12 protein-coding genes are annotated in these 12,771 nt (G+C 40.9%); 4 read left to right on the forward strand and 8 right to left on the reverse strand.

Annotated features, from left to right (window positions below):
- Window positions 1–38: 38 nt before the first annotated feature.
- Together A6B40_RS01255 and zapB are read right to left on the reverse strand one after the other, a co-directional pair.
- Window positions 39–620 (reverse strand): thymidine kinase, encoded by a 582-nt coding sequence (locus A6B40_RS01255; RefSeq protein ID WP_025247682.1) that lies wholly within the window; start codon window positions 618–620, stop codon window positions 39–41.
- A 50-nt stretch (window positions 621–670) separates the two neighbouring features.
- Entirely contained in the window at window positions 671–889 is a 219-nt protein-coding gene (gene zapB, locus A6B40_RS01260) for a cell division protein ZapB (RefSeq protein ID WP_025217277.1), read from the reverse strand.
- 196 nt (window positions 890–1,085) lie between these two features.
- Here zapB and glpX point away from each other — a divergent pair, with 196 nt between their 5' ends.
- A complete protein-coding gene (gene glpX, locus A6B40_RS01265) occupies window positions 1,086–2,105 on the forward strand; it encodes a class II fructose-bisphosphatase (protein ID WP_176671318.1) in 1,020 nt (339 codons plus the stop codon).
- A 79-nt stretch (window positions 2,106–2,184) separates the two neighbouring features.
- Here the strand turns inward: glpX and A6B40_RS01270 are convergent, their stop codons facing one another.
- Window positions 2,185–2,508 carry a helix-turn-helix domain-containing protein gene (locus A6B40_RS01270; RefSeq protein WP_112110938.1) on the reverse strand — a complete coding sequence of 108 codons (324 nt, stop codon included), beginning with the start codon at window positions 2,506–2,508 and terminating at the stop codon, window positions 2,185–2,187.
- 208 nt (window positions 2,509–2,716) lie between these two features.
- Here A6B40_RS01270 and pepP point away from each other — a divergent pair, with 208 nt between their 5' ends.
- The 3 genes from pepP to argA all read left to right on the forward strand — a co-directional run bounded on the left by pepP (window position 2,717) and on the right by argA (window position 5,780).
- Window positions 2,717–4,039: a Xaa-Pro aminopeptidase gene (gene pepP, locus A6B40_RS01275; RefSeq protein WP_176671319.1), complete on the forward strand. Its 1,323-nt coding sequence runs from the start codon at window positions 2,717–2,719 to the stop codon at window positions 4,037–4,039.
- A gap of 112 nt (window positions 4,040–4,151) precedes the next feature.
- Complete coding sequence (locus A6B40_RS01280) at window positions 4,152–4,337, forward strand: YegP family protein (protein ID WP_176671320.1); 186 nt, start codon at window positions 4,152–4,154, stop codon at window positions 4,335–4,337.
- Window positions 4,338–4,466: 129 nt separating this feature from the next.
- Complete coding sequence (argA, locus tag A6B40_RS01285; protein WP_025247686.1) at window positions 4,467–5,780, forward strand: amino-acid N-acetyltransferase; 1,314 nt, start codon at window positions 4,467–4,469, stop codon at window positions 5,778–5,780.
- A 76-nt stretch (window positions 5,781–5,856) separates the two neighbouring features.
- On the opposite strand, the gene ilvN is transcribed toward argA, so the two are convergent.
- From ilvN to A6B40_RS01310, 5 genes are all read right to left on the reverse strand, one after another.
- A complete protein-coding gene (ilvN, locus tag A6B40_RS01290; RefSeq protein WP_025217283.1) occupies window positions 5,857–6,348 on the reverse strand; it encodes an acetolactate synthase small subunit in 492 nt (163 codons plus the stop codon).
- Window positions 6,341–8,062, reverse strand: a complete 1,722-nt coding sequence (locus A6B40_RS01295) for an acetolactate synthase 3 large subunit (protein WP_025342635.1) — start codon at window positions 8,060–8,062, stop codon at window positions 6,341–6,343. Before A6B40_RS01295 ends, ilvN begins: the two co-directional genes overlap by 8 nt.
- Before the next feature lie 307 nt (window positions 8,063–8,369).
- Window positions 8,370–9,062: a carbonate dehydratase gene (can, locus tag A6B40_RS01300; protein ID WP_025217285.1), complete on the reverse strand. Its 693-nt coding sequence runs from the start codon at window positions 9,060–9,062 to the stop codon at window positions 8,370–8,372.
- Window positions 9,063–9,168: 106 nt separating this feature from the next.
- Entirely contained in the window at window positions 9,169–11,304 is a 2,136-nt protein-coding gene (pta, locus tag A6B40_RS01305; protein ID WP_025217286.1) for a phosphate acetyltransferase, read from the reverse strand.
- 55 nt (window positions 11,305–11,359) lie between these two features.
- The gene (locus A6B40_RS01310) at window positions 11,360–12,568 is read right to left on the reverse strand and encodes an acetate kinase (protein WP_025217287.1); all 1,209 of its coding nucleotides are present in this window, start codon (window positions 12,566–12,568) and stop codon (window positions 11,360–11,362) included.
- Window positions 12,569–12,771: the final 203 nt, after the last annotated feature.

Raw genomic sequence — 12,771 nt, forward strand, 5'->3', positions numbered from 1 at the left:
TATTTATAGGGGCAAATTGCAATTTACCCCTACGTAGTTCATAGCTTACCTAGTTTTTCTTTATAGTGATAACGGCAAACCGAGAGGTATTTGTCGTTGCCTCCGATTTGGATTTGTTCGCCGTCTTTGATCGCTTCACCTTTTTCGTTTAGGCGAACCACGAAGTGGGCTTTTCTGCCACAGTCGCAGATGGTTTTGAGCTCTTCCAATTCATCTGCCCACGCCAATAAATATTGGCTACCTTCAAAAAGTTCTGCTTGGAAATCGGTGCGCAGTCCGTAGCATAGCACGGGGATTTTGAGTTTATCCACCACATCGCTTAATTGATAAACTTGGGCTTTAGTGAGGAATTGGGCTTCGTCAATAAGGATGCAGTGTAACGCTTTTTCGCCATGCGCAGATTGGATTTCCGTAAATAAATCGGTTTCTGCATTGAATAATTGAGCCGTTTGTGAAATGCCGATGCGAGAGCTGACTTTCCCTACACCAAAACGGTCATCAATTGCCGCTGTGTAAACCAGCGTATTCATTCCACGTTCGTGGTAGTTGTAGGAAGATTGCAGTAGAGTCGTCGATTTCCCTGCATTCATTGAAGAGTAATAAAAATAGAGCTTTGCCATATTTGAAATAAAATAAAAACGGCTAACAAATTAGCCGTTTGGGTTTAGGATTAAACGTTGTCGATTTGACCTAAAAGTGAACGTAAACGCTCTTGGAAGTTTTGTTGTTCCACTTTTAATTGTTCGTATTCGTTGCGTAACGTTTCGTTTTCTTGTTTTGCTGCATCGTTTTTGCCTTTTAATTCTTCAACTTCTAATTGAAGTAATTGAATAGTTTCAACAGCTTGTTTAATTTTTTCTTCTAATTGGTCTAAAACCGATAATGACATAATAAATTCCCTCTAAAATGGTGTAAAACTGGCAAAGATTATACTCTAAATCTGACTTCATTTTCACAAAAAAGTTTGCTTATTTTTGAATTTTTATGCAAATGCTGATTTTTTAGTAACACCGCCCGAAAGTTACTGTTAAAATATAGCCTTACTTCTTTTAAAGTTTTTCTTTCAAGAAACTAAGGAACAAAAAATGAAACGAACCCTCTCTTTTGAATTTTCTCGTGTCACTGAGGCTGCTGCGTTGGCTGCCTATTCTTGGCTTGGTCGTGGCGATAAAAATGCCGCCGATGATGCCGCTGTAAAAGCTATGCGTTTTATGCTGAATCAAATGGAAATCCGTGGTGAAGTCGTGATTGGTGAAGGCGAAATTGATGAAGCCCCAATGCTGTATATCGGCGAAAAAATTGGACTATCTCGCCTTGAAGATGAAGAAATCAGCATTGCGGTTGATCCGATTGACGGCACAAGAATGACCGCAATGGGGCAGGCAAATGCGTTGTCGGTGTTGGCGGCAGGTGGTAAAGATACCTTTTTAAAAGCCCCTGATATGTATATGGAAAAATTGGTGGTTGGGGCAGAGTGTAAGGGAATGATCGACCTGAATTTGCCTTTGGAGCAGAATCTTCGCCGAGTTGCCTCAAAAAAAGGGAAGTTGCTTTCGCAGCTTACCATTGCCATTCTTGCCAAACCTCGCCACGAGCAGATTATTGCGGAAGTGCAAAAACTTGGTGTTAGAGTGATTGCCATTCCTGACGGCGATGTGGCTGCGGCAGTGCAGTGTTGTTTGCCTGAGAGCGAATTAGATCTGCTTTATGGCATTGGCGGAGCTCCGGAAGGTGTCGTGGCAGGGGCTGCGGTGCGTGCTTTGGGCGGTGATATGAACGCTCGCCTGATTCCTCGCAATCAAGTAAAAGGCAACAGTCCTGAAAATCTAACCGCGACCGAAAAAGAGCTTTCTCGTTGTAATGAAATGAATGTGCCGGTAAATACGGTACTGAAATTAGAAGATTTGGTACGTGATGACAACCTTGTTTTTGTGGCAACCGGCATTACAACCGGGGATTTATTGAAAGGTATCCGCCGCAAGGGCAATATTGCTAGCACCGAAACATTGCTCATTCGTGGCAAGTCTCGTACCATTCGTAAAATCCAATCAGAACATTATATTGACCGCAAAGATAACGAATTGCTGTCGTTAATGGATTTATAATTTCTATTTCATCGTACAAATCGGGCAAAATTGCCCGATTTTTTTATGCTTTCCTTCATTTTACGCAACATTGTCACGTTTATTCTGGTTTGTGCGTATTTATTGCACACAAATTAAAGCCTAATGTTTCTGCCACGGTGCAGATAGTCTGAAATTTCACTTGGCTTGGGTGTTTAAACAGGCGTTTAAGGGTAGAGCTGGAAATGCCGGTTTGCATTTCTAACGTGGTTAATTCAATTCCTAATGCTTTCCGCTGAGCATTCAACTGTTTTCCAAACTCACTCAACTCGCTAATTTTGTTCCGTTCAAATAATTTCTGTTCTTCTTGTTCCTGTTTTAAGGCTAGTTTTCTGAGCTGATTAAGCTGATTTATTTGATTTTGTAATTCGGCTGAGATTTTCATTTTTTGCTTCCTATTTTTATTTTTGAGCTTTCTGGTTTCTATTTTTCTTTTTAAGGATTAAAAATAAACCTCAAAGATTATATTTAATCTTAATGGCTTTTGTTGTGATATTCAAGAACTCAAATATAAACCACCTTAAAAATCAGTTAGGCAAGGTTATCTATGCTAAAATAGCGGTAATTAAAACGAACAGAGAAAGAAGGAAGTTATGGATCTCGCTTATTTAGCTAAAATGCCACAAGAAGAATTTACCGCTCGTCGTGAGCGAGTGTTTGAGCAAATGCAGGACAATTCCGCATTGTTGATTTTTACTGAAACCGAAAAACGCCGAAATAGCGACTCTGAATATCTATTCAGACCGGACAGCTACTTTTGGTATTTGTCCGGCTTTGCCGAGCCAAAATCGGCCGCATTGCTAATTAAAAAAGAGGGTAAGCAAGAGAGCATTATTTTCCTGCGGAAAAAAGACCCGCTGATGGAAACTTGGAATGGCAGACGATTAGGCGTTGAAAATGCTCCAAAAACGTTACAGTTTAACGAAGCCTTCGATATTGAAGAAATTGAAGCCATTCTTGTAAAAAAATTGGCAAATTTGACCGCTTGTTACTACGCAATGGGCTGGCAGGAATGGGGTGACACGCTACTGTTCTCTGTATTTGACAAAATCAAAGCGGCTCGCCAAAAAACACCGCCGACATTAATTGACTGGCAGCCAATGCTGTCTGAAATGCGTTTGATTAAATCCGATCTCGAGGTGGCGTTAATTCAACAGGCTTGTCATATTTCGGCAATGGCTCATATTCGGGCGATGAAGCAAACTCGCCCAAATCGTTATGAACTGGAAATTGAGGGTGAAATTCAGCATGAATTTAGCCGTTTTGGGGCGAGATTTCCGGCTTACAACTCGATTGTCGCCGGTGGTGAAAATGCTTGCATTTTGCACTACAACGAAAACGATCAGGTGCTAAAAGAGGGTGATTTATTACTGATTGATGCCGGTGCGGAATTTGCTTATTACGCTGGCGACATTACTCGTACTTTCCCCATTAACGGCAAATTTTCCGAGCCGCAAAAAGAGCTGTATGAATTAACACTAACGATGCTTAAAGAGGCAGCCGCATTACTGGTACCGAATAGCTCGATTAAAATCGCTAACGACAAAGCAGTGCAAATTCTCACCGAAGGTTTGGTTCGTTTAGGTATTTTGACTGGAAATGTGGACGAATTGATTGAGCAAAAGGCATATCGTCAATTTTATATGCACGGCTTAGGGCATTGGTTAGGATTAGATGTGCACGATGTTGGCGATTATGACACAGAGCGGGATCGTCCATTACAAATTGGTATGGTGCTGACAGTTGAGCCGGGTATCTATATTCCGAAAGAAGCAGATGTACCGGAGCAATATAAAGGCATTGGAATCCGTATTGAAGATAACCTGCTGATTACCGATTATGGTAATAAAAATTTAACCAGTGGTTGCCCGAAAGAAATTGCTGATATTGAGCAGTTGATGCAATCGACACAATAAATTTGCAATTTTTTGTAAAGAAATGACCGCTTGCTTTGATATTTTTCTGAATTTCGCTTAAGCTAACTTAACCAAACACAGTGTTTGGGGTTAGCACATTAAGGAGTAATATATGTATTTTGAAATTTATCAAGATGCTAAAGGCGAATACCGCTGGCGTTTAAAAGCAGCTAACCACGAAGTAGTTGCAACAGGCGAAGCGTATAAAACCAAACAGGGTTGCCAAAAAGGTATTGAGGCCGTTAAAAAAGTAACTGCAGAAACAGAAGTTAAAGATTTAACTAAAGCAGAAGCATAATAAATAAAGCCCTAATATTTTGAACATTAGGGCTTTGTTATTTATGCAAAAAAAATGATTAACTATTCATTTAATAGTTGCGGATTTTTCTAAAAAAGCTAATATAGTGGCTATTATTACGAGGAAATTATGCACAACACAGAATTAGCTTTAGCCCAATGGTTTAGACAATCTACACCGTATGTCAATATGCACAGAGGAAAAACCTTTGTCATAATGCTTGACGGGGATGTGATTGAAAGCTCCAATTTCGTCAATATTATCAATGATATTAGCTTATTACATAGTTTGAATATCAAGTTAGTGATTGTATTTGGAGCAAGACCGCAAATTAATCAGCTTTTAACTCAAAATAACATTGAACCGGAGTATTACAACAATATCCGAATTACAAATCCGCAATCGCTAGAATACGTTAAGCAAGCGGTAGGGAAAGTCCATTACGACTTATTCGCCCGTCTTTCTCTGCGTTTACCACATTCAGAAGTGATTAATGTTGTCAGCGGTAATATGATTTTAGCTCAGCCAATCGGCGTGGTTGATGGCGTAGACTATGCCTTAAGTGGCAAAATTCGTCGTATTAATGTAGAAAGTATTAAGCAACAGCTTGCACAAAATTCCATTGTATTGCTAGGGCCTATCGCTCCTTCAGTAACGGGCGAGATGTTTAATTTGCCGTTTGAAGATATTGCCACCCAAGTATCAATTAAACTACGAGCGGATAAATTAATTGGCTTTTGTGAAGAACAGGGTATTTTAGATGAAACAGGCAATGTTATTTCTGATATCTTGCCACAAGATGCACAAAAAGTACTGAATAATTTAATTGAGCAAGGGCAATATCATACGGCAAAAGCCCGCTTTTTACATGCAGCAATTAGTGTTTGCCGAGAAGGGGTAAAACGTTCACATTTACTGAGCTACAAAGCAGATGGTTCGCTACTACAAGAATTATTCTCTCGTGACGGTATTGGTACACAGTTCTCAATGGAAAGCTCTGAAAATATTCGTATTGCAAACTCAAGTGATATTCCAGGATTACTTGATTTAATTCGCCCACTTGAACAACAGGGCATTCTGGTTAAACGCTCTCGTGAACAGTTAGAGATGGAAATTGCTAACTATACCATTATTGAGCGTGATGGAGTGGTTATTGCTTGTGCGGCATTGAATGTCTATCCAGAAGAAAAAATGGCAGAAATGGCCTGCGTAGCGGTTCATCCTGACTATCGAGACTCCTCAAGAGGCGATATTTTATTAGAAAATATCCGTAAACGGGCAGAGCAGTTAGGTATAGAAAAGCTCTTTGTACTTACCACCCGAACCACTCAATGGTTTCAAGAGCGAGGCTTTAGATTAGCTGATGCACAAGATCTTCCAAGTTATAAGCGAGAGAATTATAACTACCAACGCAGGTCAAAGGTGTTGATATTGCCGTTGTGATACTTTAAATAGAAAAAACCTTTATCTTTCAATAAAGGTTTTTTCATTTTGCAAATTTTTAGAAAAACCTGACTACTTACAGCGTATTTTTGTCACCACGCGAGAGGCTGATGACGCCTGAGCGGACGATTTCAACGATGCTAGTTTCTTCTTTCACGGCTTCGATAAAAGCGTTGAGTTTTTCGCTCGAGCCGGAAAGTTGAATGGTGTAGAGTTTCGGGGTGAGATCCACGATTTGTCCACGGTAAATATCGACCATTCGTTTTAATTCATCACGAGATGAACCTGTCGCACGCACTTTTACTAAAAGCACTTCACGCTCAACGTGTTCGTAAGCACTTAAATTGCTGACTTTGAACACATCAATCAGTTTGTGCAGCTGTTTTTCAATCTGCTCTAAAACCTGTTCTTCGCCTTGTGCCACAATGGTCATACGAGAGAGGCTGGCATCATCGGTTGGGGCAACGGTTAAACTTTCGATGTTAAAGCCACGTTGTGAGAAGAGTGCCACCACACGGGATAACGCACCGGATTCATTCTCTAATAATACTGATAATGTTCTACGCATCTGTTCTCTCCGTTTTACTTAACATCATTTCATTCATCGCACCGCCACGCACTTGCATTGGGTAAACGTGCTCGGTTTCATCAACCAGAATGTCCACAAACACTAATTTGTCTTTAATCGCAAAGGCTTGGGTCAGTTTCTCTTCCAACTCAGAGGGGTGGTCGATTTGAATCCCAACGTGTCCATAAGCTTCCGCTAATTTAGCGAAATTCGGCAGCGAGTTCATATACACCTGCGAATGGCGACCTGAGTAGATAATATCCTGCCACTGTTTCACCATACCCAAGAAGCGGTTATTAAGGCTAATAATTACAACAGGGGTGTCGTACTGTTTGGCTGTTGAAAGCTCTTGAATATTCATCTGAATACTGCCGTCACCGGTTACGCACACAACAGTTGCATCTGGGTGAGCGAATTTCACGCCCATAGCCGCCGGTAAGCCGAAGCCCATTGTGCCGGCGCCGCCTGAGTTGATCCAGCGGCGTGGTTTGTCAAAGCCGTAGTGAAGAGCGGCGAACATTTGGTGTTGTCCAACATCAGAAGCTACATAAGCCTCGCCATTCGTGAGTTTGTGAACCATCTTAATAACTTGTTGCGGCTTGATTACTTCCGTGCTTTCTTCAAATGCTAAGCAGTTGCGAGCTTTCCACGCATCAATTTGTTGCCACCAAGCGGTTAGATCTACCTGACTTTTTGCAAGATTTTCTTCATCTAATAGCGATAAAAATTCGTCCACCACATTTTTCGCACTGCCCACAATCGGAATATACGCCGGAACTGTTTTTGAGATGGAAGCAGGGTCAATATCCACGTGGATTACCTTCGCATTCGGGCAATATTTCGCCAAATTATTGGTGGTACGATCATCAAAACGCACGCCGATACCTAAAATCAAATCACTTTCGTGCATTGCGTTGTTGGCTTCGTAAGTGCCGTGCATTCCGAGCATTCCCAAGCACTGCTTGTCAGAAGCAGGGTAGGCACCTAAGCCCATTAATGAAGTGGTTACCGGTAGGTTAAGTTTTTGAGCAAATTCGGTCACTTCAGCAGAGCATTCGGCACTGATTACGCCACCGCCCACATAAAGCACTGGGCGTTTTGCCACTAATAATGCTTTTAATGCTTTTTTGATTTGCCCTTTATGGCCTTGCACGGTTGGGCTGTATGAACGCATTGAAACCGCTTTCGGGTATTCATACGGATATTTGTTGAGCGGATTCACCACATCTTTTGGAATATCAATCACCACTGGGCCTGGGCGACCAGTTGAAGCAATATAGAACGCTTTTTTGATGATTTCTGGAATATCTTCCGCTCGTTTCACCAAAAAGCTATGTTTCACCACCGGGCGAGAGATGCCGATCATATCGCACTCTTGGAATGCATCACTACCGATAAGGCTTGATGGAACTTGTCCTGATAGGATTACAAGTGGCACGGAATCGGTATAGGCCGTTAAAATCCCAGTAATGGTATTGGTTGCCCCCGGGCCGGAAGTCACCAGCACGCAGCCTACTTTACCTGTTGAGCGAGCATAGCCGTCTGCCATGTGCACCGCGCCTTGCTCGTGACGGACTAAAACGTGGTTTAAACCGTGAGTGTGAATCGCATCATAAATATCAAGCACCGAACCGCCCGGGTAGCCGAAAACGTATTCCACGCCTTCGTCTTTTAGGGACTGTACGATCATTTCTGCACCGGAAAGTTTTTTCATTAAATCCTCCAACAACATAAAGTCAATTTCTTTTAAAGATGAATGGATTTTGCAGTAAATCTTTCTGCTTGTCTATAGGTAAAATTGGACAAAATCTTAACGTAATTAGTTTTAAATACTGTTATTTTTTAATTTATCAGAATTTAATTTAGTGATTTTGGTTAAATTTGATTTTTAAAAGTGAAAAATGAATATTTTATACTTTTAAATAAATTTGATTTTTTATTTGAAAAGAAAAAGATACAAGCGATCAAATTTTTTATTTTTTGCAAAAAAATCATCAAATTTAACCGCTTGTCATTCTACATTATTCTGAGAGTGTTAAAGCTTCAGTTTCTGCAAAGCATTCATCAGCCTCAGTTGTGATTTTTGCAATCGCATTACGGTAGGTGATTTCAAGGGTTTCTCGGCTGGTGGCGATTACCCCTTGGTCATTTAAAAATCCATCTTTCACATCGTAAACCCAGCCGTGGAGTGAGAGGTTTTTGCCGTTTGCCCACGCACTTCTCACGATAGAAGAACGACCTAAGTTGTAAACCTGTTCGGCAACGTTAAGGCGAGTTAAGACACTGGAGCGTTCTTCTTGTGGTAATTTACCAAGCAGGTGCCCGTGCTTGAACCAAATATCACGAATGTGTAACAGCCAGTTATTGATTAAACCAAGGTCAGTTTCTGCCATCGCCGCATTAATGCCACCACAGTTGGTGTGTCCGCAAATAATGATATGCTCAATGCCCAACACCTCAACCGCATATTGCACAACAGACATACAGTTTAAGTCGGTGTGAATCACCATATTTGCCACGTTTCGGTGTACGAAAAGTTCCCCCGGCCCTAGCCCAGTTAATTTTTCGGCAGGCACTCGGCTGTCAGAACAGCCAATCCACAAATAGGTCGGTTTTTGGTGTTCGGCTAACTCTTTGAAATAGTCTGATTGCTCATCTTTCATCTTGGTTGCCCAAGCGTGGTTATTCGCAAACAGGCGTTCGATTTGTTGCATAGATTCTCCCTTTTAATTTCTAGACGCCGATTATATGATGAAAATAGAGCAGTCGTCCAAAATAAAAATGCCCTTAACAAAGGGCATTTTCTTAAATTTCATTGAATTATTGTGTTGCTTGGATTGCGGTTAATGCGATTGTGTAAACAATGTCATCCACTAAAGCCCCACGAGATAAGTCATTCACTGGCTTACGCATACCTTGTAGCATTGGACCGATAGAGACTAAATCCGCCGAACGTTGTACTGCTTTGTAGGTGGTATTACCAGTATTTAAGTCTGGGAACACGAACACGGTCGCTTTACCAGCAACAGGGGAATTTGGTGCTTTAGAGCGGGCCACATCTTCCATTACCGCCGCATCGTATTGTAACGGACCATCAATGATTAAGTCTGGGCGTTTTTCTTGAGCAATGCGAGTTGCCTCCTTCACTTTCTCAACGTCTGCCCCTGAACCTGAAGTACCAGTTGAGTAAGAGATCATCGCAACACGAGGCTCAATGCCAAATGCTTTCGCTGATTCTGCCGATTGAATCGCAATTTCTGCTAATTGTTCTGCGGTTGGATCTGGGTTTACTGCACAGTCACCGTACACAAGCACTTGGTCTGGTAATAGCATAAAGAAGATTGAAGATACAATCGAGCTACCCGGTGCGGTTTTGATGATCTGCATTGGTGGACGAATCGTATTTGCCGTCGTGTGAACTGCACCCGAAACTAAGCCGTCCACTTCGCCTGCTTCTAACATCATTGTACCAAGAACAACGGTGTCTAATAATTGCTCACGAGCAACGACTTCCGTCATACCTTTCGCTTTACGTAGCTCAACTAAGCGATCCACATAGTTGTCACGAATGCTTGCAGGGTCAATCACCACAACGCCTTTACCTAATACCACGCCTTGGGCTTCTGCTACACGTTGTACATCGGTTGGATTCGCTAAAAGCACACATTCTGCGATACCGCGCTCCGCACATAATGCGGCTGCTTTTACGGTACGAGGTTCATCACCTTCTGGTAATACAATGCGTTTTTTCGCTTGGCGGGCGTATTCAGTTAATTGATAACGGAATGCCGCAGGGGATAGGCGTCGTGCACGAGTTGCCGCTTTCGATACTTCATCAATAAAGCCTGTGTTGAATTGGCTTGCCATATATTCTTTGATTGCGGCAATGCGCTCTTTATCGTCCACAGGCACTTCTAGGCTAAAGCTTTGTAAGCTAAGGGCTGTTTGCCAAGTATTACCTTCAATGCGGAAGACAGGCACGCCTGTTTCAAAGGCTTGTTGGCAAAGTTTTGCAATAGAACTATCAATTTTATAGCCACCAGTTAATAACACTGCGCCGATTTTCACACCGTTCATAACGGCTAATGATGCAGCAACTAATACTTCCGGGCGGTCTGCTGAAGTAACTAATAAGCTACCTGCTTTAAAATGGTCAACCATATTTGGTAGACTACGAGCGCAAAATGTAACACCACGAATACGGCGAGTTCTGATTTCACCTTCATTAATGATGGATGCACCTAGATGTTTTGAAACATCAATCGCACGAGTTGCAATAAGCTCTGCTTTCCAACCAATACAACCTAATAATTTAATAGGGCTTTTTGTAAAGAGATTTTCTACTTCCGCAACATTATTATTAGAATGTTGGAATGAATCGAAGATTTCTGTTAAATCTGGGCGAGTTCTGCCAGAATCGTCAACTGGTGCATTGAATTTATTGATAATAACACCAAGTAGATTTGGATTGCTACGACCACCAAATAATGATGCAGCTGCTTCAACACGCTCTTTTAATTGTGAAGGAGTATCTGAAGCTGGGGCTGCAACTAATACAATCTCGGCATCAAGTGCTTGTGCCATTTCATAGTTAATGCTGTTTGCATAGGAATTTTTCCGGGTTGGAATTAAACCTTCAATAATGATAATTTCATTATTTTTAGACAGTTTTTGATGGCGTTCTACTACTTTTTCCAATAACACATCCGTTTGGTTCTGACCAATCAATGCTTCTGCTTCGCTTAGCATAAATGGTTCGCCAACTTCAGTGGTTTGATCTGCCCGAATAATTGTAGTTGAGCGGTCTAAAGTATCTTCGCCACTAATAGGCTGAGCAATAGGTTTTAAGAAACCGACTTTAGAGCCTTTTTGTTCTAGTGCGTGAACTAAGCCCAAGCTGACGCTGGTTAAGCCTACACCTGTTGAAATAGGAATAAGAATAATAGTTCTAGACATAATTATTTCCAGTTTTATTAAAGTGAAAGGGCAGAAACTCTGCCCCTGTAAATCATTATAGTGCTAATTTAGCGGTATCTTGTGCAATGACTAATTCTTCGTTAGTTGGGATTACAACAGCTTTGAATGCTGAGTCATCAGTTGTAATTACCCCATCTTTACCAAAGCGAGCTGCTAGGTTACGCTCTTTATCCAATTTGATACCAAATAATTTTAAGTGATTTAAGGTTAATTCACGCACTAGACCTGAATTTTCGCCAATACCACCTGTGAATGCGATAGCATCTAAGTGATCTGCACCTAAAATTGCCATATACGAACCGATATATTTCGCTAAACGATAGCTATAAACATCTAAAGCACGTTTTGCTTCAGGTTTAGACTCATCGTAATAACTGTCTTCAGAGTAACGGCAATCACTTGTTACTTGAGTTAAACCTAAAAGACCTGATTTTTTCACTAACGTCTCTTCAATTTGATCAATAGACATACCTAAATTTTTATATAGATAGAAGATAATAGCAGGATCAAGATCACCAGAACGAGTTCCCATTACTAAACCTTCTAATGGCGTTAAGCCCATTGACGTATCAATACATTTACCATTACGCACAACAGAAACTGAACCACCGTTGCCTAAGTGGCAAACAATAACATTAGTTTCATCTACAGATTTACCTGCAAATTCTGCAACTTGTGATGTAATAAATAAATGGCTAGTACCGTGAGCACCATAGCGGCGAATACCATTTTCTTTATATAAATTATATGGAAGAGCATATAAATATGCTTGCTCTGGCATAGTCTGGTGGAAAGCTGTATCAAACACAGCTACATTCTTATCTTTCAATTCTGGGAAAATACGGAAGGATTCTTTGATTCCGATTAAATGAGCCGGGTTATGTAATGGAGCGAACTGAATAGCTTCTTCAATACCTTTAATCACTTCATCTGTAATTACAACAGAAGATGTAAATTTCTCACCACCGTGAACGATACGGTGGCCAATTGCGCCAATACCTGCTTTTAACTCATCAGACAATAATTTTTCAGCAATAAATGTAAGTGCTTCGCTATGAGCTGCCCCAGCACCTAAATCGGCATTACCCTTTTCTCCGTTTAACTTCCATTTGATACGTGCATCTTCTAAATGAAAAGCTTCCGCAAGTCCGGATAATTTCTCATCACCAGTTTTAGGATCTAAAATAGCGAATTTAAGAGATGAACTACCGCAGTTAAGGATTAGGATTAAATTTTTAGACATGGTCAAATTACCTTATTTTTGAAATGACGTTGAATAAAAAATACAATTTTACATCTGTATTTACAGCTCTACAGGATACACCTTTCAGCCATTAAAATAAATGCTTGAACTTAAAGAAAGACAAAAATATGCCTAAATTTTGATATAACAAGACATAAAATTGAAAAGCGATAGCGATCAAGCGGTTATTTTTTTAAAATGTT

The organism is Mannheimia varigena, assembly GCF_013377235.1.
GTDB classification, from domain to species: Bacteria; Pseudomonadota; Gammaproteobacteria; order Enterobacterales; family Pasteurellaceae; genus Mannheimia; species Mannheimia varigena.

What these genes read in the sequence shown, in the direction of transcription:
- A6B40_RS01255 (WP_025247682.1), bottom strand. Translation starts at nt 620, where the DNA reads ATGGCAAAGCTCTATTTTTATTACTCTTCAATGAATGCAGGGAAATCG.
- zapB (WP_025217277.1), bottom strand. Translation starts at nt 889, where the DNA reads ATGTCATTATCGGTTTTAGACCAATTAGAAGAAAAAATTAAACAAGCT.
- glpX (WP_176671318.1), top strand. Translation starts at nt 1,086, where the DNA reads ATGAAACGAACCCTCTCTTTTGAATTTTCTCGTGTCACTGAGGCTGCT.
- A6B40_RS01270 (WP_112110938.1), bottom strand. Translation starts at nt 2,508, where the DNA reads ATGAAAATCTCAGCCGAATTACAAAATCAAATAAATCAGCTTAATCAG.
- pepP (WP_176671319.1), top strand. Translation starts at nt 2,717, where the DNA reads ATGGATCTCGCTTATTTAGCTAAAATGCCACAAGAAGAATTTACCGCT.
- A6B40_RS01280 (WP_176671320.1), top strand. Translation starts at nt 4,152, where the DNA reads ATGTATTTTGAAATTTATCAAGATGCTAAAGGCGAATACCGCTGGCGT.
- argA (WP_025247686.1), top strand. Translation starts at nt 4,467, where the DNA reads ATGCACAACACAGAATTAGCTTTAGCCCAATGGTTTAGACAATCTACA.
- ilvN (WP_025217283.1), bottom strand. Translation starts at nt 6,348, where the DNA reads ATGCGTAGAACATTATCAGTATTATTAGAGAATGAATCCGGTGCGTTA.
- A6B40_RS01295 (WP_025342635.1), bottom strand. Translation starts at nt 8,062, where the DNA reads ATGAAAAAACTTTCCGGTGCAGAAATGATCGTACAGTCCCTAAAAGAC.
- can (WP_025217285.1), bottom strand. Translation starts at nt 9,062, where the DNA reads ATGCAACAAATCGAACGCCTGTTTGCGAATAACCACGCTTGGGCAACC.
- pta (WP_025217286.1), bottom strand. Translation starts at nt 11,304, where the DNA reads ATGTCTAGAACTATTATTCTTATTCCTATTTCAACAGGTGTAGGCTTA.
- A6B40_RS01310 (WP_025217287.1), bottom strand. Translation starts at nt 12,568, where the DNA reads ATGTCTAAAAATTTAATCCTAATCCTTAACTGCGGTAGTTCATCTCTT.